The organism is Pilimelia terevasa, assembly GCF_014647915.1.
Classification (GTDB): domain Bacteria; phylum Actinomycetota; class Actinomycetes; order Mycobacteriales; family Micromonosporaceae; genus Pilimelia; species Pilimelia terevasa.
On sequence record NZ_BMQC01000005.1, the window covers coordinates 83,791 to 104,451 of the forward strand.

A 20,661-nucleotide genomic window follows, 5' to 3' on the forward strand; every position below is an offset into this window, starting at 1 on the left:
CCCCGCAGCCTAGGGGGCGCCCGCGCCGGTGCGGCTACCGGACCGCGGGGACGACGAAGTCGGCGAGGAACTGGCGGATGTCGAGTTCCCGGTTCTCCGCCCGGTCGCCGTCGCCCTGGGTGTTCTGCGTGGTGGTCACGACCAGGTCGAGGTCCCGGACGACGGCGACGTACTGGCCGCCGAAGCCCCACGCGAGCTGGACCGGGTGCCCGGCGACCTCGGTGGCCCACCAGCCCGACGCGTACTGGAAGCCGGGCTGCCGGACCCGGGTGGCCGTGACGGTGCGGGACTGGGCGACGGTGTCCTTCGGGACCACCTGGTTGCCGCCCCACACCCCGTCGGCCAGGTAGAGCTGGCCGAACCTGGCCAGCTCCCGGGCGGTCAGGTACATGTTGTAGCCGCCGGCGTAGACGCCCTGCGGGTCCTGGATCCAGCGCTCCGGCGCGATGCCCAGCGGGGTGAACAGCACCTGGTCGGCGTACGCGCAGGTGCTCATGCCCGTGGCCGCGGCGAGTACCGCCGAGAGCACATGGGTGTTGCCGGTGCTGTACGTGAATCCGGCGTCGGCGGTGCGCGGCAGGGCGAGGATGGCGCCCACCCAGTCGTCGGCGGCCTCGATCTGCTCCTCGGTCTCGTCCTCGCGCCAGCGCAGGCCCGAGGACATGCTCAGGAGCTGGCCGACCGTGATGGCGCCCGCGGCGGACCCGGCCGGCGCGTACTGCGGCAGGTACGCCGACAGGGGGGCGTCGAGGCTCTTGATTTTGCCCTGTGCCACGGCGATGCCGGTCACCGCCTGCAGGATGCTCTTGGAGGCGGAGTGCACGTTGTTGCTCTGCTCGCGCGCGCCGTCGCGGAAGTACCGCTCGTAGGCGAGCTTGCCGTGGCGCACGAGCACCATGCTGCGCAGCCCGCGCTGCTCGGCCAGCCAGTCGCCGGCCGCCTCGACGCCCCCGGCGTCCAGGCCGACGTCGCCCGGTGCGGCGGCGGCCCAGTCCGCGGAGTCCTCGCGCGGGTCCTCCAGCGGGCGGCCGCGGTCGTAGAACGACCGGCCCTGCCGCTCGCCCACGGCGGCGCAGTCCAGCGCGGCCGAGTGCGGGGAGCGGAGGCTGACGGCATCGCACGCGGTGGCGGTGGCGGCGAGGAGCCCGACGCACAGGAGGGCCGCCGACGGCCGGCCTGCACGCCCGGGCCGCCCGCGGCGGGAGGGGAGAGACATGCCGGCCATCGTGGCGCGAAAAGCTATGAGGGAGCTGTGCGCGTAGCTGGGAGGACGCTGTGGGTCACCAGCCACGCTCGGCGAGCCGGTGCGGCACCGGGATCTCGTCCACGTTGAGGCCGACCATGGCCTCGCCCAGGCCGCGCGAGACCTTGGCCAGGACGTCGGGGTCGTCGTAGAAGGTGGTGGCCTTGACGATCGCCTCCGCGCGCTGGGCGGGGTTGCCGGACTTGAAGATGCCGGAGCCGACGAACACGCCCTCGGCGCCGAGCTGCATCATCATCGCCGCGTCGGCCGGGGTGGCGATGCCACCGGCGGTGAACAGGACGACCGGCAGCCTGCCGGTCTCCGCGACCTCCCGGACCAGCTCGTAGGGCGCCTGGAGCTCCTTGGCCGCGACGTACAGCTCGTCGGCCGGCAGCGAGGCCAGCCGGCGCAGCTCGCCGCGGATCTGGCGCATGTGCGTGGTCGCGTTGGAGACGTCGCCGGTGCCGGCCTCGCCCTTGGACCGGATCATCGCCGCGCCCTCGGTGATCCGGCGCAGCGCCTCCCCGAGGTTGGTGGCGCCGCAGACGAAGGGCACCGTGTACGCCCACTTGTCGATGTGGTTGGCGTAGTCGGCCGGGGTCAGCACCTCGGACTCGTCGACGTAGTCGACGCCGAGGGCCTGGAGGATCTGCGCCTCGGCGAAGTGCCCGATCCGGGCCTTGGCCATGACGGGGATCGACACGGTGTCGATGATGCCGGCGATCATGTCCGGGTCGCTCATCCGGGAGACGCCGCCCTGGGCGCGGATGTCGGCGGGCACCCGCTCCAGCGCCATCACGGCGACGGCGCCGGCGTCCTCGGCGATCTTGGCTTGCGCGGGCGTGACGACATCCATGATCACACCGCCCTTGAGCATCTCGGCCATGCCGCGCTTGACGCGGGCGGTGCCGGTGGCGGTGGTCTGGTCGTTCTCGGCGTTCGCGGACACGGCGGTTCAGCTCCTCGGGCAGGGGTGATTCGCGGCTCATGCTACGCCGCGGCGCGCGCCCGCCCCGACGGCCAATCAGTCCCCGGTGGCCTGCGCTGTGGCCGTTCTCACTCCTGCCGCACCGGCGCCGACGGGCACGGGGGCCGGCGCCCCGGCCAGGGCCGGGTCGTCGATGTCGAAGTACGCCGGCAGGGCGTGCTGCTGGGCCAGGCGCAGCAGCCGCACCGGCCGCAGGCGCCGCACCGCCAACGCGTCCCGGACCAGGTCGGTGTGCACCTGCCGGGCCACCGCAACCCGGCGGCTGGCCGCCCGGACCGGCTCGCCCACGTCGCAGCGCGCCGCCACCGCCCGGAGCTGGCGGGTGAGGGCGTTCTCGGCGGCCTCCCGGTCGCCGGGAGCGCCGTCGAGGGCCCCGCGGGCGGCCGCGTAGAGCAGCGGCGCGGGGAGCCGCTCGGCGAGGACGGCGGCCGCGGCGGCCCGCCGGACCAGGTGGGCGTCCAGTGCCCGGGCCGCGGCGCCCGCGCGCGCGTGCAGCCGGTTGACCCGGGCCGTCGTCGCCGCGAGGTAGAGGGCGAGGACCAGGACCGCGAGCAGCACCGCCGTGTAGAGCATGTCCGGCATCGTAGGCGGCCCCCGGCGGCGCCGCGAGGCCCGCGACCCCCCGGTGGGCGTGGCCGTCGTTACACCACGTCGAGGTCGAGCGGCAGCGCGGTGTCCACGACCCGGCCGCTGACCGCCTCGATCGCGGTCGCGTACACCTCCAGGACCCGGCCGGCGACCAGCGGCCAGTCGTAGGCGGCCACGGCCCGGCCGGCGCGCGCGGCCAGCTCCGCGCGGCCGGCCGGGTCGTCCAGCAGGGCGCCCAGGGCCGCGTCGAGGGCCGCGGCGTCGCCCGTGGGGAAGAGCACCCCGGCCGCCCCGCCGTCGAGCACCCGGCGGAAGGCGTCCAGGTCGCTGGCGACCACCGGCGCCCCGGCGGCCATCGCCTCGGTGAGGATCATGCCGAAGGACTCGCCGCCGGTGTTGGGGGCGACGTAGACGTCGACGCTGCGCAGCATCCGGGCCTTCGCCTCGTCGGAGACCATGCCGAGGAAGGTCACCTGGTCGTGCCGCGCGGCCGGGAGCTGGGCCAGGGCCGACTGCCGGTCCCCGCGGCCGGCCACCAGCAGCCGTACCCCCGGCCGCCGGGCGGCCAGCCGGTCGAACGCCTCCAGCAGCACCGGGAAGCCCTTGCGCGGCTCGGTGTACCGGCCCAGGAAGCCGACCGTGCCGCCGTGGCCGGGGCCGCACGGGCCGGGCAGGTCCGGCAGCGCTACGGCGTCGCGGAAGGCCGCCACGGCCACGCCGTTGGGGATCTCCACCGCGCCGCCGTCGAGGTGCTCGACCTGGACCCGGCGGGCCAGCGCGCTGACGGCGATCCGGGCGGTGATCCGCTCCAGCACCAGTTGCAGCACGTTCTGCGCCGCGGCCATCGCCCGCGAGCGGGTCATCGCCGTGTGGAAGGTCGCCACCACGGGGCCCCGGGCGCAGAGCACGGCCAGCAGGCTGAGGCTGGGCGAGAGGGGCTCGTGCACGTGCAGGACGTCGAAGTCGCCGGCCGCCAGCCAGCGCCGCACCCGCGCCGCCGACAGCGGGCCGAACGCCAGTCGCGCCACCGAGCCGTTGTACGGCACCGGCACGGCCCGCCCGGCGCTGACCACGTACGCCGGCAGGGCGTCCTCGTCGTGGGCCGGGGCCAGCACGCTCACCCGGTGCCCCAGGCCGGCCAGCGTCTCGGCCAGGTCGCGGATGTGGCCCTGGACCCCGCCGGGGACGTCGAAGGAGTAGGGGCACACGATGCCGACGCGCATCAGGCCGCACCCGCCGACGCGTCGTCCCACAGGGGCTGGAGCATGTGCCAGTCGGCGGGGTGCGCGGCGATGCCGGCGGCGAACCGGTCGGCGATCTCCTGGGTGAGCCGGCCGACCCGCTGCGCCCGCGGCCCGTCGGCGGGCAGCGGCAGCGGCCCCTCCAGGGCGCCGGCCGGCCCCTCGGCGTCGTACCACATCCGCACCGTGTAGAGCGGGGCACCGGTGAGCAGGGCCAGCATCGCCGGGCCGCCGGGCATCCGCGCCCGGCCGCCGAAGAACCTGACGGGCACGCCGCTGCCGCCCAGGTCCCGGTCGGCGAGCAGCGGGACCACGTACCCGGCGCGCAGCTTCTCGACCAGGACCCGCAGCGGCGGCCGGTCGCCGCCGGTCAGCGGGAGGATCTCCAAGCCGAGGCCCCGCCGGAAGTCCAGGAACCGCGCGTACAGCGCCGCCGGCTCCAGCCGCTCCACGACCGTCACGACCGGCCAGCCCTGCGCGGCGACCCACGCCCCGGCCGCGTCCCAGTTGCCGGCGTGCGGCAGGGCCAGCACGGCGCCGCGGCCGGCCGCGACGTCGGCGGCGAGCCGCACGGCGCCGGCCAGCCGGAAACACTCCCGGCGCTGGTCCGGGCGCAGCGCGGGCAGCCGGAACGCCTCCAGGTAGTACCGGGCGTACGAGCGCATCGCGCACCGGAGCAGGTGCTCCAGCGCGGGGCCGGGGACCTGCGCGCCGACGACCCGGCGCAGGTTGTCCCGCAGCGTCTCGACCGGCCTCCCGCCGCGCCGGGTGGCCAGGTCCGCCACCGCGCGGGAGGCCGCCGCCGCGACCGGCTCCGGCAGCGCCCGCGCCAGTCGCCAGCTTGCCGCGTAGCCCCAGGCGGTCAGCCGGTCGCTCACGGGGGCGGCGCCTCGGCACGGGCGGCGAGGATCCGCTGCCCGATGGTCACGACGGTGAGGACCCCCAGCAGACACAGCGCGGCCGCCATCCCCCAGGGCAGGCCGACGCCGTCGGTGAGCACGGCGCCGATGCCGACGAGGACCAGCCGCTCGAAGCGCTCGGCGATGCCCACGTCGCAGCGCAGGCCCAACCCCTCGGCGCGGGCCTTGACGTAGGACACCACCTGCCCCCCGGCGAGGCAGACCAGGGCCGCCACCAGGGCGAGGTCGTCGCCCTGGCCGGCCGCCCAGAAGGCGACGGCGCCGAAGACCGCGCCGTCGGCGACCCGGTCCAGGCTGGAGTCCAGCAGGGCGCCGAAGCGGGTGGACCCGCCGCGCAGCCGGGCCATCGTCCCGTCCACCACGTCGGTGAGGGCGAACAGGGTGACGACGGCGGCGGCCGCGAGCAGCCAGCCCCGCGCGCCGAGCAGGGCGCCGCCCAGGACCCCGACCGTGCCGAGGACCGTGACGGCGTTGGGGGTGAAGCCGGTGCGCAGCAGCCCGCGGGCGACCGGCTCGACGACGCGGCCGACACCCACGCGCGCGGACACACTGAAGATCTTCGCCATGGCCGCTCCACCCTATCCGCGGCGGTCGCCGGGCCCGGCGACCGGAGTCCCCCCGGCGGGGTGGTGGCGGCCGGTTTCACCGTCGGGCTGACGCACACCTGCCCGAAAAGCCCAGTTCGTGCGGCAGACTCATCGCCAGGGGGCGCGAGCGCCCACCCGAGTACCGAGGAGGTACGCCGATGGCGCAGAAGGGTTCCGACCGCGTCGCCGCCGGGCCGGCACCGACCGCCGACGGGCCGGCCGCCATCCGCAACGTCGCCGTGGTGGGCCACAGCGGCGCCGGCAAGACGACCCTCGTGGAGGCGCTGCTCGTCGCGGCCGGCGCGATCGCCCGGGCCGGGGACGTCGCCGTCGGCGGCACCGTGTGCGGCAGCGACCCGGCCTCGGTCGCGCAGGGCCGGTCGACCACCCTGTGCTGCGCCCCGCTCCGGCACGGCGACGTGAAGATCAACCTGCTGGACACCCCCGGGTACGCCGACTTCGTGGGCGAGCTGCGGGCGGGCCTGCGGGCGGCGGACGCGGCGCTGTTCGTCGTGTCGGCGGCCGAGGGCGTCGACATCGCCACCGCGACCCTGTGGCAGGAGTGCGCCGCGGTCGGGATGCCGCGCGCCATCGCCGTGACCCGGCTCGACCACCCCCGCGCCGACTACGACGACACCGTGGCCCTCTGCCAGCGCATCCTCGGCGGCGAGGACGCCGCCGACGCCGTGCTGCCGCTGTCGCTACTCCTGCCCGGCGACGACGTGCTGCACCTGCTCGCCGGGCGGGTGCGCGCCCCGGGTACCGGTGGCGGCCCCCGGGAGCGCGCCGCCACCGACGCGGAGCTGTCCGCCGCCGCGGAGGCCCGCGGACAGCTCCTGGAGGCGATCATCGCCGAGAGCGAGGACGAGGGCCTGATGGACCGGTACCTGGCCGGGGAGGCCATGGACCCCGCGGTGGTCCTCGCCGACCTGGAGCGCGCCGTCGCCCGCGGCCACTTCTACCCGGTGGTGCCGGTGTGCGCCGGTACCGGCCTCGGCCTCGGCGCCCTGCTCGACCTGCTGGCCACCGGGTTTCCCAGTCCCCTGGAGCACGGCTCCCCCGCCGTCACCACGCCCGCCGGGGCGCCGTGCCCCGCGCTGGCCTGCGACCCGGCCGGGCCGCTGGCCGCCGAGGTCGTCAAGAGCACCGTCGACCCGTACCTGGGCCGGGTGTCGCTGGTCCGGGTGTTCTCCGGCACGCTGCGGCCGGAGGCCACGGTGCACGTGGCCGGGCACGCGCTCGCCGCGCGCGGGCCGGCCACCCACGACGCCGACGAGCGGGTCGCCCACGTGTACGCCCCCCTCGGCGCCCAGCTCCGCGAGGTCCCCGCCGGCATCGCGGGCGACCTGTGCGCGATCGCCAAGTCCGGCACCGCCCAGACCGGCGACACGCTCTCCGACCCGGCCGACCCACGGCTGATCGCGCCGTGGGACCCGCCCGAGCCGCTGCTGCCGGTGGCCGTGCGGGCCGGCACCCGGGCCGACGAGGACGCGCTGGCCCGCAACCTGGGCCGCCTCGTCGTCGGCGACCCGGCCATGCGGCTGGAGCGCAGCGCGGACACCGGCCAGCTCGTGCTGTGGTGCATGGGCGAGGCGCACGCGGAGGTCGCGCTGCACCACCTGCGCACCGGCGGCGTCGAGGTGGCCACCGAGCCGGTGCGGGTGGCGCTGCGGGAGACCTTCGCCGGGACCGCGCGCGGGCACGGCCGGCACGTCAAGCAGTCCGGCGGGCACGGCCAGTACGCGATCGTGGACCTGCTGGTCGAGCCGCTGCCGCGGGGTACCGGCATCGTGTTCGTCGACAAGATCGTCGGCGGGTCGGTGCCGCACCAGTACGTGCCGTCGGTGGAGAAGGGCGCGCGGGCGCAGCTCGCCAGGGGCCTGCTGGCCGGCCACCCGGTGGTGGACGTACAGGTGACGCTCGTCGACGGCCGGGCGCACAGCGTCGACTCCTCGGACGCCGCCTTCCAGGCGGCCGCCGGCCTGGCGCTGCGGGACGCCGCCGCGGCGGCGGTGATCCTGCTGGAGCCGGTGGACGAGGTGCGCGTCCGGGTGCCCGAGGCGCTCGTCGGCGCGGTGATGAGCGACCTGCCGGCCCGGCGCGCCCACGTCCTGGGCACCGAGGCCGACGCGGCCCGGCCGGATCTGGCGCTGGTCCGCGCCGAGGTGCCCGCGGCGGAGCTGGTGCGCTACGCCGTCGAGCTGCGCGCCCTCACCTCCGGCGCCGGCACCTTCACCCGGGCCTTCGCCCACTACGCGCCCGCGCCGCCGACGCGCTGAGCCCCCGGGCGCGCCGCCCCGGCCGCCCACTGGTGCCGTTCTCCCGCATCCCGCCTCGTGCGTGGTCGCCGCGGCGGCCACGCACGTCGACAGCTCTGGTCGCCGGCAGCGCGTCACACCCCGTAACGCATCCTAGGAAGACAGGTTGGAGCTGTCGTCGCGGACGCACCGAGGATGCCGGGCCGGGCGGCGGTTTCCGCCCGCCGGGTGCCCGTCAGGCGGGCCAGGCGGCGGCGAACAGGTCGCGGGTGTCGGTGAGGAGCTGCGGCAGCACCTTGGTCCGGGCCACCACCGGCATGAAGTTGGCGTCGCCGCCCCAGCGCGGCACGACGTGCTGGTGCAGGTGCGCGGCGATGCCCGCCCCCGCGACGCCGCCCTGGTTCATCCCGAGGTTGAAGCCGTGGGCGCCGCTGACCTGCCGGACCACCCGCATCGCCGTCTGGGTGAGGTGCGCGACCTCGGCCGTCTCCGGCACCGTCAGGTCGGTGTAGTCGGGGACGTGCCGGTACGGGCACACGAGCAGGTGGCCGGGGTTGTACGGGTACAGGTTCAGGACCACGAACGCGTGGGTGCCGCGCGCGACGATCAGCGACTCCTCCCTCGGCCCGTCCGGCGCCTGGCAGAACGGGCAGCCCGCGCGCTCCGCCCCGCCGTCGGCCGGCCGGACGTCGCCCTTGACGTACGCCATCCGGTGCGGCGTCCACAGCCGCTCCAGCCCGTCGGGCTCCCCCGGCCTCATGCGGCGCCGTCGGCGGCGGCGGACGGCCCGGCGTTGACCCGCGAGCGGACGACCTCGACGACGTGGGCGACCGCGTCGGCCAGCGGCACGCCGTTGCGCTGCGAGCCGTCGCGGTACCGGAACGAGACCGTCCCCTGCGCCACGTCCTCGTCGCCGGCCAGCGCCATGAACGGGATCTTCTGCTGCTGCGCGTTGCGGATCTTCTTCTGCATCCGGTCGTCCCCGGCGTCGACCTCGGCCCGGATGCCGTGCTCGCGCAGCCGCGCGACGAACCCGTCCAGGTAGCCGGCGTGGTCGTCGCGGATGGGGATGCCGACGACCTGGACCGGCGCCAGCCAGGCCGGGTACGCCCCCGCGTAGTGCTCGGTGAGGATGCCGAAGAACCGCTCGATCGAGCCGAACAGCGCCCGGTGGATCATCACCGGCCGCTGCCGGGTGCCGTCGGCGGCCTGGTACTCCAGCCCGAACAGCTCCGGCAGGTTGAAGTCGAGCTGCACGGTCGACATCTGCCAGGTCCGGCCGATGGCGTCGCGCGCCTGGACCGAGATCTTGGGACCGTAGAAGGCGGCGCCGCCCGGGTCCGGGACCAGTTCCAGGCCGGAGGACTCGGCGACCTCGCGCAGGGTGTCGGTGGCGACCTCCCACTGGGCGTCGTCGCCGACGGACTTGTGCGGGTCCCGGGTGGACAGTTCGAGGTAGAAGTCCTCCAGCCCGTACGCCGCCAGCAGGTCCAGCACGAACCGCAGCGTGCGCGCCAGCTCCTCGCGGAGCTGGTCGGCGGCGCAGTAGATGTGCGCGTCGTCCATGGTCAGGCCGCGCACCCGGGTCAGGCCGTGCACGACCCCGGACTTCTCGTACCGGTAGACCGTGCCGAACTCGAACAGCCGCAGCGGCAGCTCCCGGTACGACCGCCCGCGCGCCCGGAAGATCAGGTTGTGGAACGGGCAGTTCATCGGCTTGAGGTAGTAGTCCGCGCCGTCGACCTCCATCGGCGGGAACATGCCGTCGGCGTACCAGTCGAGGTGCCCGGAGGTCTGGAACAGGTGGCCCTTGGTGATGTGCGGGGTGTTGACGAACGAGTAGCCGGCGCGCTCGTGCGCCTCGCGCGAGTAGTTCTCCAGCTCGCGCCGGATGATCCCGCCCTTGGGGTGGAACACCGGCAGGCCGGAGCCGACCTCGTCGGGGAAGGAGAACAGGTCCAGGTCGCTGCCGAGCTTGCGGTGGTCGCGGCGGGCGGCCTCCTCCAGCAGGGTCCGGTGCGCCTTCAGCGCGTCCCGGGTCGGCCAGGCGGTGCCGTAGACCCGCTGGAGCTGGGGGTTCTTCTCGCTCCCCCGCCAGTACGCGGCGGCGCTGCGGGTGAGCGCGAACGCGCCGATCAGCTTCGTGGAGGCCAGGTGCGGGCCGCGGCACAGGTCGCCCCAGCAGCGCCGGCCGGTCTTCGGGTCGACGTTGTCGTAGATCGTCAGCTCGCCGCCGCCGACCTCCATCACCTCGGCGTCGTCGACGTCACCCTTGAGGTCGACCAGCTCCAGCTTGTACGGCTCGGCCGCCAGCTCGGCCCGGGCCTCCTCCAGGGAGTCGAAGCGGCGCCGCTGGAAGGTCTGCCCCGCCTTGACGATCTCCTGCATCCGCTTTTCGAGCTTCTTCAGGTCGTCCGGGGTGAACGGTGTGGCGACGTCGAAGTCGTAGTAGAAGCCGTCCCGGATCGGCGGGCCGATGCCCAGCCTGGCCTCACCGAACAGATCCTGCACCGCCTGGGCCAGCACGTGCGCGGCGGAGTGGCGCAGGACGTCCAGGCCGTCCGGCGAGTCGACGCGGACGGGGGTGACGGTCGCCTCGGCGTCCGGCGCCCAGGCCAGGTCCCGCAGCCGGCCCTCGGCGTCGCGCACGACGACCACCGCGCGGGCGCCGTCGGCGGGCAGCCCGGCCGCGGACACCGCGGCCGCGCACGTCGTGCCGGCCGGTACGACGAGGGGGGCGTCGGTGTCGGCGGTCGGGGCGGACTGTGCGGCAGGCGACACGGGAACTCCTCGGGCAGCGGATCGGCGGACCGGACGGCGCGGGACCCCGGCGGCGGTGCCGGCCACCCGGGGGACCGCCGCCGGGGACGGCCTCCGGGACAGCCGCCCGGAGACGGCCGTCGTGCGGCGAACCGCCCTGATGCTATCCGCCTGCACCGCCGCGGTCGCCGCAGCACCGGTCCCGAATCGCCCGCGCCCGCCGCCCCGGGCCGCCGGTGCCCGCCCACGCGCCGGGCCGGGCCGGCAGGCCCCGACCGGCCGGATCGAGGCATTTACCGGTGTTCGCCACCTCGGGCGGACAGTCCTGGCTCATCGGAGGGTCATCAGCCGCCGGATACGGACTACGGTGCACGCATGGCGTCGCTTCTACTCGTCGAGGACGATCACGTCGTGCGCGGCGCCATGCAGCGGTCGCTGACCGACCGCGGGCACGCCGTGCACGCCGTCGGCACGGCGCTGGAGGCGCTGCGCCGGGTCGCCGACGGGGCGCCCGACCTGGTCGTCCTCGACCTCGGGCTGCCGGACCTGGACGGGTCCGACGCCCTGCGGATGCTGCGCGGCCTGACCGACGTCCCCATCATCATCGCGACGGCGCGCGACGACGAGCAGGCCATCGTCCGGCTGCTGCGGGCCGGCGCCGACGACTACATGGTCAAGCCGTTCACGGCCGCGCACCTGGAGGCGCGGATCACCTCGGTGCTGCGCCGGGCCGGCCGGCCGGCCCGGCAGTCGCCGACCTCGCACCAGATCGGCGGGCTGCACGTCGACGTCGGCCAGCGGCTCGCCACGCTCGACGGGTCGGCACTGCACCTGACCCGCAAGGAGTTCGACCTGCTCGCCTACCTGGCCGCCCGGCCGGGCCAGGTGGTGTCGCGGCGGGAGTTGCTGGAGGAAGTATGGCGGCAGCCGGCGCTCGGCGAGGACCAGACGATCGACGTGCACCTGTACTGGCTCCGGCGGAAACTGGGCGAGTCCGCGGCCAAGCCGCGGTTCCTGCACACCGTGCGGGGGGTGGGCTTTCGGTTGGTGGCACCGGCCTGAGGATGTCGGTCGGCGCCGCCATGCTGGCGCTGGGCACCCTCACCGCCCTCGCCACGATCGTGCCGGCGCTGGTCCTGCTCGACCGGGCCGCCCGCGCCGAGGCGCTGGGCGAGGCGCACACCCGGGCCGCCGCCGTCGCCGAGGTGCTGGCGCTGACCGGTCGGGAGGCCGCCGTCGCCGACGCGCTGGCCCGGGCCGGGGAGACCGTCCGGGTGCACGGGCTGCCCGGCCGCCCGGACGTCGAATCCTGGGTCGGCGAGGCGCACGTCGAGCGCGCCGCCGACGCCGCCGCGGCCGCCGAGCACGCCGTCGCCGGCGGGGCCGTCCACCTGCTGCCGGTACAGATCGGCGAGCGCACGGCCGTGGTCGAGGCGTTCGTGCCCGCGGACCGGCTGCGCGGCGGCGGCGCCGGGCGGGGCTGGTTCGGCTGGGGCGGCGCGGGCGTCATCGTCGCCGGGTACGTGCTGCTCGGCGATGTCCTGGCCCGCCGGATCACCCGGCCGGCCCGCAACCTGCGGGCGGCGGCGCTGGCCCTCGGCGACGGCAACCTCGCCGCCCGGGTCGCGCCCGCGGGTCCGCGGGAGCTGGCCGACGCGTGCGCGGCGTTCAACCGGATGGCGGACCGGCTCGCCCAGTCCCGGACCAACGAGCGCGAGCTGGTCGCCGACCTGTCGCACCGGCTGCGCACCCCGCTGACCGTGCTGCGGCTGGACGCCGACACGCTGGTCGGGGCCCCCGAGCCCGACGGGAACGCGCTGGACACCGGCGAGCTGTTCCTCGGTACCGAGGAGGAGGCCGACCGGCGGCGCACCCTGCGCCGGATCCGGCAGGCGGTGGCGAGCCTGGAGCACGAGATCGACGTCCTGATCCGCGCGACGCGGGAGGTCGTGGCCGCCGAGCCCAGCGGCGACCAGTTCTGCGACGCCACCGAGGTCGTCCGCGACCGGATGCACTTCTGGTCGGCGGTGGCCGGCGACCAGGAGCGGCCGTGCGCCGTGCTCGGCACGGGGCGGCCGGCGCCGGTGCGGGTGTCCCGGACCGAGCTGGTGGCGGCGCTGGACGCGGTGCTGGGCAACGTGTTCCGGTACACGCCGCAGGGCACGCCGTTCGAGGTGGCGGTGTCGCGGCGCGACGGGTACGTGGCGGTCCGCGTCGACGACGGCGGGCCGGGCATCAGCGACCCCGACCGGGCGCTGCGCCGGGGGGCCAGCGACACCGGCTCGACCGGGCTGGGGCTGGACATCGCCCGCCGGGCCACGCTGTCGGCGGCCGGCTCGGTGAGCGTGGACCGCGCCCGCCTCGGCGGCGCCAGCGTGGTCATGCTGTTCCGCGACGCCGAGGCCGCGATGCCCGTGCCGAACCGGTTCGGCCTGGTCGGCCGGCTGGCCGGCGAGCCCGGCGGCCCGCTGTGGCCCCGGCAGCGCCGCAGCGGGCGGTGAGCGGCGTCGCACCCGGTGTGCGCCGCGGCGCAAGTCTTCCTTAGGGATCGGTTAAGTGAGTTCCCCCGCGCCGCCGTCGCTGGCTAGCCTTCAGGTCAATCCCATCCGGTTCCTTCCGGACGTCGGCCGCAGTGCATCCCCCAGATCGCCGGTCCGGAAGAGCCCCACGCGCGGTGGGGCGTGGCAGCCCCCACAGCACCCGCCCCACCGCGCGTCCCTCTACAGCGGCAGGAGACAGTGGTGCCAGCGCGGCGGAAGACAGCGCGGCCCGTCCCGGTCCGCCCGCGCCGTCGGCGTGGCCCGCGACTCAGCCGGGGGCGGGTCGCCGTCACCGCCGCCATCGCCGCGGTCGGGCTGGGCCTGGGGGTCGCACCGGACCTGGTCGACGTGCGCCTGGGCGCCCCGCGCCCGGTGGGCGCCGCGCCGCCGGACAACCCCCGGCTGGGCCTGGTGTACCAGGAGCTGACACCGGCCGACGACGACGCGCCGTGCGTGGGCGGGTACGAGGTCACCGACCGCCGGACCTGCACCCTCGGCCCCGACCCGGCGCCGGCCGGCGTCGACCTCGGCGCGACCGTGCCGCCCGCGGGCGCCGTCGCTCCGGCGCCCGCCCTGCCCACGCGCGACGACGGCCCGCCGCCGCGCGCCCGGGACCTGCTGCGCGAGGCGGGCGCGGTCGCGGTCGACGACACCCTGCCCGGCCTGGCGCCGGCCCACCGGTTCCACCTGCGCGAGGGCGTCGTCTGCCAGGCCGACGGGCGCAGCGACCCACGGGTGCAGTTGCTGTACCTGTACCCCGAGGGCGCCAGCAGCCAGGCCGCCCGGTACCGCGACTCGATCCGCGGCTGGGCCGTCGCCGCGCAGGAGCGCACCCGCGGCGCGGACGCGCCGGTGCGGTACGCCACCACCGGGGACTGCCGGCCCGACGTCCGCGAGGTCGGGCTGCCGGCCGCCGCGCTGGGCACCTTCACCGGCACGGTGGCGGCGCTGCGCGAGCGCGGGTTCGCCCGCGGCGACCGCGCCTATCTGGCCTTCGCCGACGCGCACGTCTACTGCGGCATCTCCACCCACGGCCCGGACCCGCGCCGGCCGTCGCCGACCTTCGCGCGGGTGGACGCCGGCTGCTGGGGGGAGGACACGACCGCGCGCCAGCTCGACCGGCTGCTCGGCGACCCGCGGGAGCCGACCGGGGGCGCGTCGGCGGGCAGCCCGTTCCTGGTCCGCGGCAACGCGGAGGCGGCCGCGGACGTCACGCCGGTCCTGCCGGCCGCCGCGCCGCCGGCCGCCGCGCCCACGCCGCAGCCGTCGGCCAGCCTGCCCTCCCCGCCCCCCGGCCCGGCGCCGACGCGCACGGCCACCCCGACGCCGACGCCGACGCCGGCCGCGCCCACCGCCCCGGCCGCCGGGACCGGCCGGCCGCTGCGGGCGGCGGCGGAGTCGGCGAGCGCCGTCACGCTCACCTGGCCGGCCGCCGGGCGCGCGGCCAACTACACCGTCGTCGTGGACGACCGGCCGGTGGGCACCCTCGGCGCGCCGGCCGCGCGCCTGGTGGGCCTGCGCCCGGCGCGCGCCTACGACGTGCGGGTGTGGATCGCCGGCGCCGGCGGCGCCCTGCGGCCGCACACCGACGCGCAGCGGGTCCGCACCGGGGTGCCGGCGGACGCCGCGGGCGCGGTCACCCTCCGCGACGCGCTGACCGGCGGCGCGGTCGAGCTGGCCGCCGGGCGCGGCGGCGCCCCGGCGGTGCTCGGCCCGCCGGACACCACCGCCGGCCAGAGCTGGCAGACCCGGCCGGCCGGCGGCGACGAGGTCCAGTTCGTCGCCGCGGACGGGCGCTGCCTGGCCCCGCGCGGCGGGGTCGCCGCCGGGGCGGTGCTGGCCTCGACCGCCTGCGACGGCTCGCGCGCGCAGCGCTGGCGGCTGCGCCGCACGCCGGCCGGGCTGGCCGTGACGTCGGCCGCGGCCGGCGACCTCGTGGTGGGGGTGGCCCGGCCGCGGTTCGGCGAGGCGCACCTGCTCACCCTCCAGCGCGACCGCGAGTTCCGCAGCCAGCGCTGGCACGCCCTGCCCGCCGCGGACTGACCCGCGCCGCCGGGTGCACCCCGCCGCCGGGCGACTCAGCGGTCCAGGTACTCCCGCTGGGCGGCCAGCAGCCTGCGCTTGTCGGGATCGGGCAGGAAGGAGGCCCGGACGGCCTGCTGCGCCAGCCGGGTGACGCCGGCCGCGTCCAGGCCCAGCAGCGAGGCCGCGACGGCGTACTCCCGGTTCAGGGTCGTGCCGAACATGGGCGGGTCGTCGGAGTTGACGGTGACGAACAGGCCGGCGTCCACCATCTGCTTGAGCGGGTGCTCCTCCAGGCTGGACACGGCGCGGGTGCACACGTTGGAGGTCGGGCACACCTCCAGCGGCACCTGCCGCTCGCGCAGGTGCGCCACCAGCGCCTCGTCCCGGACGCAGTCGATGCCGTGGCCGATGCGCTGCGCGCCGAGGTGGCGCAGGGCGTCCCACACGGACTGCGGCCCGCTGGTCTCGCCCGCGTGCGGGACGGAGTGCAGGCCGGCCGCGCGGGCCTGGGCGAAGTACGGGGCGAACGGCGCCCGGGGCACCTCGGGTCCGCCGAGGCCGAAGCTGACCAGGCCGTCGGGGCGTTCCCGCAGGGCGATGTCGAGGGTCACCTGCGCGGCGTCGGGCTCCAGCCCGCCGGGGATGTCGAAGCACCAGCGCAGGGCGATCCCGAAGTCGGCCTCCGCGGCGCGGCGGGCGTCCTCCACGGCGGCGCAGTACTCGGGCGCGGGGATGCCGCGCCGCACGTGGGAGAAGGGGGTCAGGGTCAGCTCGGCGTACCGGACCTGCTGGGCGGCCAGGTCGCGGGCCACCTCGTAGGTCAGCAGCCGGACGTCCGCCGCGTCCCGGACCAGGTCGACGACGCTGAGGTAGACCTCGATGAAGTGGGCGAAGTCGCGGAAGGCGTAGTAGTCGGCGAGCTTCGCCGGGTCGGCGGGCACGGCGGTGCTGCCCTCGTGGCGGGCGGCCAGGTCGGCGACGATCCGCGGCGACGCCGAGCCCACGTGGTGGACGTGCAGCTCCACCTTGGGCAGGCCGGCGATGAAGTCGGCGAGGTCGGTCACGCGGCAGCCTCCACGGCGTGGGCGGCGCGCACCTGCGCCGCGACGAAGATCCGGCGGAACGGGTAGTAGACCACGCCGTCGCGCACCGGGTACGCGCGCGCCAGGCGCTCCTGCACGGCCTCGCGGTACCGCTGCCAGTCCGCGTCCCCGGGCAGCGCGGCGCGGACCGGCCGCAGCCCGGTGCCCTCCAGCCAGCGCAGCACCGGGTGGGCCTCGCCGGCCGGCGCCGGCAGCAGGTGCACGTAGGTGGTCTCCCAGACGTCGGCGGCGGCGCCCGTGCCGTGCAGGAGCGCGGCGTAGTCGACCGGGTCGGGCACCGGCCGGGGTACCGCGACCGCGGCGAGCCGGCTGCGCCAGGGCGGCGAGCCGGCGACCTCGCGGACGATCCGGTGCGCGGCGGTGTCGTTGTTGCCCGGCACCTGGACGGCAACCCACGAGCGCGCGGGCAGCTCGCCGGCCCAGCGGGCGAGCAGCGCCGGATGGCCGGGCACCCACTGGAGCACGGCGTGGCAGACCAGCAGGTCGAGGTCGGCCGGCGGGGTCCACTCCCGGGCGTCGCCCGCGGTGAACCGCAGGCGGGGGTGGTCGGCGGTGGCCCGCGCGACCATGGCCGGGTCGGCGTCGACGCCGCTGACGTCGGCACGCGGCCACCGGGCGGCGAGCTGGGCGGTCAGGTGGCCGGGCCCGCAGCCGAGGTCGACGATGCGGCGGGGGTCGTCGAGCAGGACGCGGGCCAGCAGTTCGGCGAAGGGGCGTGAGCGATGGTCGGCGAAGCGCAGGTACGCGGTCGGGTCCCACATGGGCCACTCCTCAGAAAACCGTACGTACGTCTTGGCACGTGCATACACTACTGACGGTTGTAGTCGCGTTGCAACCAGCTACGAGTAAGCTGCGGACCGTGGACAGTCGACCGATTCCGCGCCTGGGTACCGAGGTCAGCGTGATCGGCCTCGGCAGCGCCCGGTACGGCGGCGGCCGGGGTGCGGTGGACGAGGACCTGGCCCTGGCCACGGTCGCCGCGGCGGTGGACGCCGGGGTGACCCTGATCGACACCGCGGACGACTCCGGCGACGGAGTCGGCGAGCGGATCGTCGGCCGGTATCTGGCGGCCCACCCGCTGACCCGCGTCGTCGTCGCCACCAGGATGGGCCAGCGCGCGGCGCCCGGGGCCTACGACCTCGACCACTTCCGGACCTGGACCGACCGCTCCCGCGCCAACCTCGGCGTGGACGTGCTGGACCTGGTCCACCTGCACTGCCCGCCCCGCGAGGTGTGCCGCCGCGACGCCGTGTTCGACGCCCTCGACGTGCTCGTCGACGAGAAGCGGACCACCGGCTACGGCGTCAGCGCCCGCACCTGCGAGGACGCCCTGGCCGCCATCGCCCGGCCGCACGTGGCCACGGTGGAGGTGGTCCTCAACCCGCTGCGCCCCAAGGCCATCGAGGAGGTGCTGCCGGCCGCGGCAGCGGCCGGCGTCGCCGTGCTCGCCCGGGTGCCGCTGGCCAGCGGCCTGCTGTGCGGCGAGTACCACGAGGGCACCGCCTTCGCCGACGGCGACCCCCGGTGCGCGGCGCGCCGGGAGGACGACGACGGCGAGACCTTCGCGGGCGTCGACTTCGCCACCGGGCTCGCGGCGGTCCGGGCGCTGGAGCAGGCCGTCCCGCCGGGTGTGCCGATGGCGCAGTTCGCGCTGCGCTGGATCATCGACCAGCCCGGGGTGACCAGCGCGCTGCCCGGCGCGCGGACGCCGGCCCAGGCGCGGGCCAACGCCACCGCGGCGGACCTGCGCCCGCTGCACGTCGACGCGCAGGCCCGGATCGTCGACGTGTACGACGAACTGGTCCGGCCGCAGGTGCACCACCGCTGGTGAGCGGCGTCAGGGACGGGCGATCCGCACGACGACGCGGTCGGCGTCCGCGCTCTGCAGCGTCGCCTGGAAGCCGCCGACGTCGACCGCCTGCTGCCCGACGTTGAGCGTCGCCTGCTGGCCGGCGACCTGGAGCGTGACCTGCTCGCCCTGGACGCCGAGCACCTTGGCCTCGACGCCGAGGATGCTCGCGCTGGCGTCCACCCCGTTGAACGTCACCGTGCAGGAGTTCAGGTCGCAGCGGGTGTCGGAGTTGTTGCCGCCGCAGCCCGCGAGCAGGCCCGCGGCCAGGACGGCCGCCGCCGCGAGGGACGCGGCCCGACGCGCGCCGCAGGTACCGGGGACGGGGTGCCGAGAAGTCATGGCGTCAGAGTAACGTGGTCGCGCATGGACATTACGGTCACAGAGCAGCCGGACCAGCACCGCTTCGTCGCCCGCGCCGGTGCCGACGAGGTCGGCGTGCTGGACTACCAGCTCCGCGGCGAGGTGCTGGCCCTCACCCACACCGGCGTCGATCCCGCCCGCCGCGGCGACGGCATCGCCACGACGCTGGTCACCCGGGCGCTCGACGAGATCCGGGCCAGCGGACGCCGCGTCGTCCCGGTCTGCCCCTTCGTCGGCCACGTCCTGGCCCGCCACCCGGAGTACGCCGACCTCGCCGTCGGCGACGCCGGGTAGGGGCGGCGGCGTGCGGGCCGGCCGCCACCCGACCGGCGGACGCCGACGCGCGGGCGGCGGCGCGGCGTGCGACGCTGGTGCGCATGACAGATCACGGTGTACGCGACCAGTGGGGCTTCTCCGACGGGGAGTGGAGCCTGCTCGTCGGCCTGCCCGAGGCCGTCGTGACGGCCGCCAGCGCGGTCGAGAACGACGGCAGCCGCCGGACCCAGGCCGAGAGCGCGGCCGGCCACGAGGTGATCTCGGCGGGCCGCGAGTCGGCCAGCCCGCTGGTCAACGCGGTGGCGGTGGCCCTGCTGCACCGCGTCGGCGACCCGGAGGCCGGCGAGGTTCCCCCCACCATCACGCCGGCCGACCCGCAGGTCGCCGCCAAGGACGCGGTGGAGCGGGCGCGGATCGCCCGGGCGCTGCTGGGCGACCGGGTGGACGAGGGCGAGCGCGGCGCCTACCTGCACTGGCTGGTGTCCGTCGCCGACGCGGTGATCGGCGCGACCCGCACCGGCGGGGTGCTGGGGCTGGGCGGGGAGCAGGTGACCGACGCCGAGCGCCGGTTCCGCGACACGCTGGCCGCCGCCTGCGCCGACTAGCACCCCCGCCGACCTCCTGCGCGTCGACTCCTACGCGTCGACGGTGCTGCGGCGCCCGGCCGCCTGGGCGTAGACCCCGGCGAGCTGGGTGGCGCAGCGGCTCCAGGAGTAGCAGTGCCGGGCGCGGTCGAGCCCGGCCGTCGCGTACGCCATCCGGCGCACGTCGTCGCGCAGCAGCCGCCGCGCGGCGGCGCCGAGCGCGCGCGGGGCGCCGGCCGGGACGAGGTCGCCGGTGAGCCCGTCGACCACGGCGTCGGCGAGGCCGCCCACCGCGGTGGCCACCACCGGTACCCCGGAGGCCATCGCCTCCAGGGCCGGGGCGTGCCGGCCCATCGTCCGGGACGGGCAGAGCACGAGGTCGGCGGAGCGGTACCAGGCCGGCAGGTCCCCCGGGGGCACCGCCGGCAGCGCGACGAAGCGGTCCTCCACCCCGGCCGCCCGGGCGACCGTCTCCAGCCACCGGGCGTCCTCCCCCTCGGCGCCGACCGCGACGCACTCCGCGGCGGGGATCCAGCGCAGCGCCGCCGCCAGGTCGGCGTGCCCGTGGTCGGCACCGGGCCGCCCGACGACCAGCAGCCGCGGGGTGTCGACGCCGCGCGGGGCCACGGGGCCGGCGGGGTGGAAGCGCACGGGGTCGACGCCGGGCGGCACCACGCTGACGTGTCCGCGCGGCACGCCCCAGCCGACCAGCGTCTCGCACTCGGCCTGGCTGCTGACGACCACCCGGTCGGCGAGCCGGCCGACCGTGCGGCTGACCCGACCGCGGGCGGCGCCGTCCGGGGTGGCCAGCCCGTACACCGACTGGACGACGGTCGCGCCGCAGTCGTGGGCGGGGCCGACCGCGGCCCGGCCGGCCGGGCCGCCCAGGGCGTGCACCACGTCGGGCACCCAGGCGCCGGCCGACCAGTGCGCGGCCAGCCAGCCGGCGACGACGGCCTCGACCTGGCCGGCGGGCGGCGTGGGTACGGCGACCAGCGTGACGCCGTCGGCCAGCGCCGTCGCGGGGCCGGCCGGGCCGCGCGCGTACAGCCGCACCTCGTGGTCCACCGCCGCCAGCGCGGCGGCCAGCTCGGCCAGGCGGGCCGCGTCGGCGGCGCCCCGGCCGGGCCGCGGCGCGGTGAGGTCGACGGCGGTGAGGTTGCTGGAGATGATCGCTACCCGTGACACTCCGCGCGACTGCCCCAGTCGGCGGCAAATAAACCTGAACCATGACATCTCGCCTTAGGTACCCCACGGCGGACACGGGTGTCGGCCAGTCGGCGGCGGCCCGGGCCCGGCCGCCGGGGCAGGCGGCACCGCATAGATGTGTTGGAAT

The 20,661-nt window shown here is 76.8% G+C and carries 19 protein-coding genes; 7 read left to right on the top strand and 12 right to left on the bottom strand.

Going from position 1 to position 20,661, the window contains the following annotated elements:
* Positions 1-34: 34 nt before the first annotated feature.
* From IEY75_RS08765 to pgsA, 6 genes are all read right to left on the bottom strand, one after another.
* Positions 35-1,216: a serine hydrolase domain-containing protein gene (locus IEY75_RS08765; RefSeq protein WP_189113741.1), complete on the bottom strand. Its 1,182-nt coding sequence runs from the start codon at positions 1,214-1,216 to the stop codon at positions 35-37.
* A 64-nt stretch (positions 1,217-1,280) separates the two neighbouring features.
* Positions 1,281-2,192 carry a pyridoxal 5'-phosphate synthase lyase subunit PdxS gene (gene pdxS / locus IEY75_RS08770; protein WP_189113742.1) on the bottom strand — a complete coding sequence of 304 codons (912 nt, stop codon included), beginning with the start codon at positions 2,190-2,192 and terminating at the stop codon, positions 1,281-1,283.
* A gap of 75 nt (positions 2,193-2,267) precedes the next feature.
* Positions 2,268-2,813, bottom strand: a complete 546-nt coding sequence (locus IEY75_RS08775; RefSeq protein ID WP_189113743.1) for a hypothetical protein — start codon at positions 2,811-2,813, stop codon at positions 2,268-2,270.
* Between the two features lie 59 nt (positions 2,814-2,872).
* Positions 2,873-4,042, bottom strand: coding sequence for a glycosyltransferase family 4 protein (locus tag IEY75_RS08780; protein ID WP_189113744.1), 1,170 nt, complete (start codon positions 4,040-4,042; stop codon positions 2,873-2,875).
* Complete coding sequence (locus tag IEY75_RS08785; protein ID WP_229789465.1) at positions 4,042-4,938, bottom strand: phosphatidylinositol mannoside acyltransferase; 897 nt, start codon at positions 4,936-4,938, stop codon at positions 4,042-4,044. The genes IEY75_RS08780 and IEY75_RS08785 overlap by 1 nt, the downstream gene beginning before the upstream one ends.
* Positions 4,935-5,546, bottom strand: a complete 612-nt coding sequence (pgsA, locus tag IEY75_RS08790; protein ID WP_189113745.1) for a phosphatidylinositol phosphate synthase — start codon at positions 5,544-5,546, stop codon at positions 4,935-4,937. Before pgsA ends, IEY75_RS08785 begins: the two co-directional genes overlap by 4 nt.
* A gap of 179 nt (positions 5,547-5,725) precedes the next feature.
* Between pgsA and IEY75_RS08795 the strand changes: the two genes are divergently transcribed.
* A complete protein-coding gene (locus tag IEY75_RS08795) occupies positions 5,726-7,846 on the top strand; it encodes an elongation factor G-like protein EF-G2 (RefSeq protein ID WP_189113746.1) in 2,121 nt (706 codons plus the stop codon).
* Positions 7,847-8,060: 214 nt separating this feature from the next.
* Here IEY75_RS08795 and IEY75_RS08800 read toward each other — a convergent pair whose 3' ends face one another.
* Together IEY75_RS08800 and thrS are read right to left on the bottom strand one after the other, a co-directional pair.
* Entirely contained in the window at positions 8,061-8,585 is a 525-nt protein-coding gene (locus IEY75_RS08800; RefSeq protein WP_189113747.1) for an HIT family protein, read from the bottom strand.
* Positions 8,582-10,606: a threonine--tRNA ligase gene (thrS, locus tag IEY75_RS08805; RefSeq protein WP_189113748.1), complete on the bottom strand. Its 2,025-nt coding sequence runs from the start codon at positions 10,604-10,606 to the stop codon at positions 8,582-8,584. The genes IEY75_RS08800 and thrS overlap by 4 nt, the downstream gene beginning before the upstream one ends.
* A 354-nt stretch (positions 10,607-10,960) precedes the next feature.
* On the opposite strand from thrS, the gene IEY75_RS08810 reads away from it, so the two are divergent.
* The 3 genes from IEY75_RS08810 to IEY75_RS08820 all read left to right on the top strand — a co-directional run bounded on the left by IEY75_RS08810 (position 10,961) and on the right by IEY75_RS08820 (position 15,168).
* Positions 10,961-11,647 carry a response regulator transcription factor gene (locus IEY75_RS08810; protein WP_189113749.1) on the top strand — a complete coding sequence of 229 codons (687 nt, stop codon included), beginning with the start codon at positions 10,961-10,963 and terminating at the stop codon, positions 11,645-11,647.
* 20 nt (positions 11,648-11,667) lie between these two features.
* On the top strand, positions 11,668-13,086 hold the full coding sequence (locus IEY75_RS08815) for a HAMP domain-containing protein (RefSeq protein ID WP_189113926.1): 1,419 nt from the start codon (positions 11,668-11,670) through the stop codon (positions 13,084-13,086).
* Between the two features lie 240 nt (positions 13,087-13,326).
* On the top strand, positions 13,327-15,168 hold the full coding sequence (locus tag IEY75_RS08820; RefSeq protein ID WP_189113750.1) for an RICIN domain-containing protein: 1,842 nt from the start codon (positions 13,327-13,329) through the stop codon (positions 15,166-15,168).
* A 35-nt stretch (positions 15,169-15,203) separates the two neighbouring features.
* Here IEY75_RS08820 and IEY75_RS08825 read toward each other — a convergent pair whose 3' ends face one another.
* The gene (locus tag IEY75_RS08825; RefSeq protein ID WP_189113751.1) at positions 15,204-16,214 is read right to left on the bottom strand and encodes an adenosine deaminase; all 1,011 of its coding nucleotides are present in this window, start codon (positions 16,212-16,214) and stop codon (positions 15,204-15,206) included.
* On the bottom strand, positions 16,211-17,014 hold the full coding sequence (locus tag IEY75_RS08830; RefSeq protein WP_189113752.1) for a methyltransferase domain-containing protein: 804 nt from the start codon (positions 17,012-17,014) through the stop codon (positions 16,211-16,213). Before IEY75_RS08830 ends, IEY75_RS08825 begins: the two co-directional genes overlap by 4 nt.
* Positions 17,015-17,112: 98 nt before the next feature.
* Between IEY75_RS08830 and IEY75_RS08835 the strand changes: the two genes are divergently transcribed.
* Complete coding sequence (locus IEY75_RS08835) at positions 17,113-18,084, top strand: aldo/keto reductase (RefSeq protein ID WP_189113753.1); 972 nt, start codon at positions 17,113-17,115, stop codon at positions 18,082-18,084.
* Between the two features lie 6 nt (positions 18,085-18,090).
* Here IEY75_RS08835 and IEY75_RS08840 read toward each other — a convergent pair whose 3' ends face one another.
* Complete coding sequence (locus IEY75_RS08840; protein WP_189113754.1) at positions 18,091-18,444, bottom strand: hypothetical protein; 354 nt, start codon at positions 18,442-18,444, stop codon at positions 18,091-18,093.
* 24 nt (positions 18,445-18,468) lie between these two features.
* On the opposite strand from IEY75_RS08840, the gene IEY75_RS08845 reads away from it, so the two are divergent.
* Positions 18,469-18,759 carry a GNAT family N-acetyltransferase gene (locus IEY75_RS08845; RefSeq protein WP_189113755.1) on the top strand — a complete coding sequence of 97 codons (291 nt, stop codon included), beginning with the start codon at positions 18,469-18,471 and terminating at the stop codon, positions 18,757-18,759.
* An 83-nt stretch (positions 18,760-18,842) separates the two neighbouring features.
* The gene (locus IEY75_RS08850) at positions 18,843-19,346 is read left to right on the top strand and encodes a hypothetical protein (RefSeq protein WP_189113756.1); all 504 of its coding nucleotides are present in this window, start codon (positions 18,843-18,845) and stop codon (positions 19,344-19,346) included.
* A gap of 30 nt (positions 19,347-19,376) precedes the next feature.
* Here IEY75_RS08850 and IEY75_RS08855 read toward each other — a convergent pair whose 3' ends face one another.
* Positions 19,377-20,513, bottom strand: coding sequence for a glycosyltransferase family 4 protein (locus tag IEY75_RS08855; protein WP_189113757.1), 1,137 nt, complete (start codon positions 20,511-20,513; stop codon positions 19,377-19,379).
* Positions 20,514-20,661: the final 148 nt, after the last annotated feature.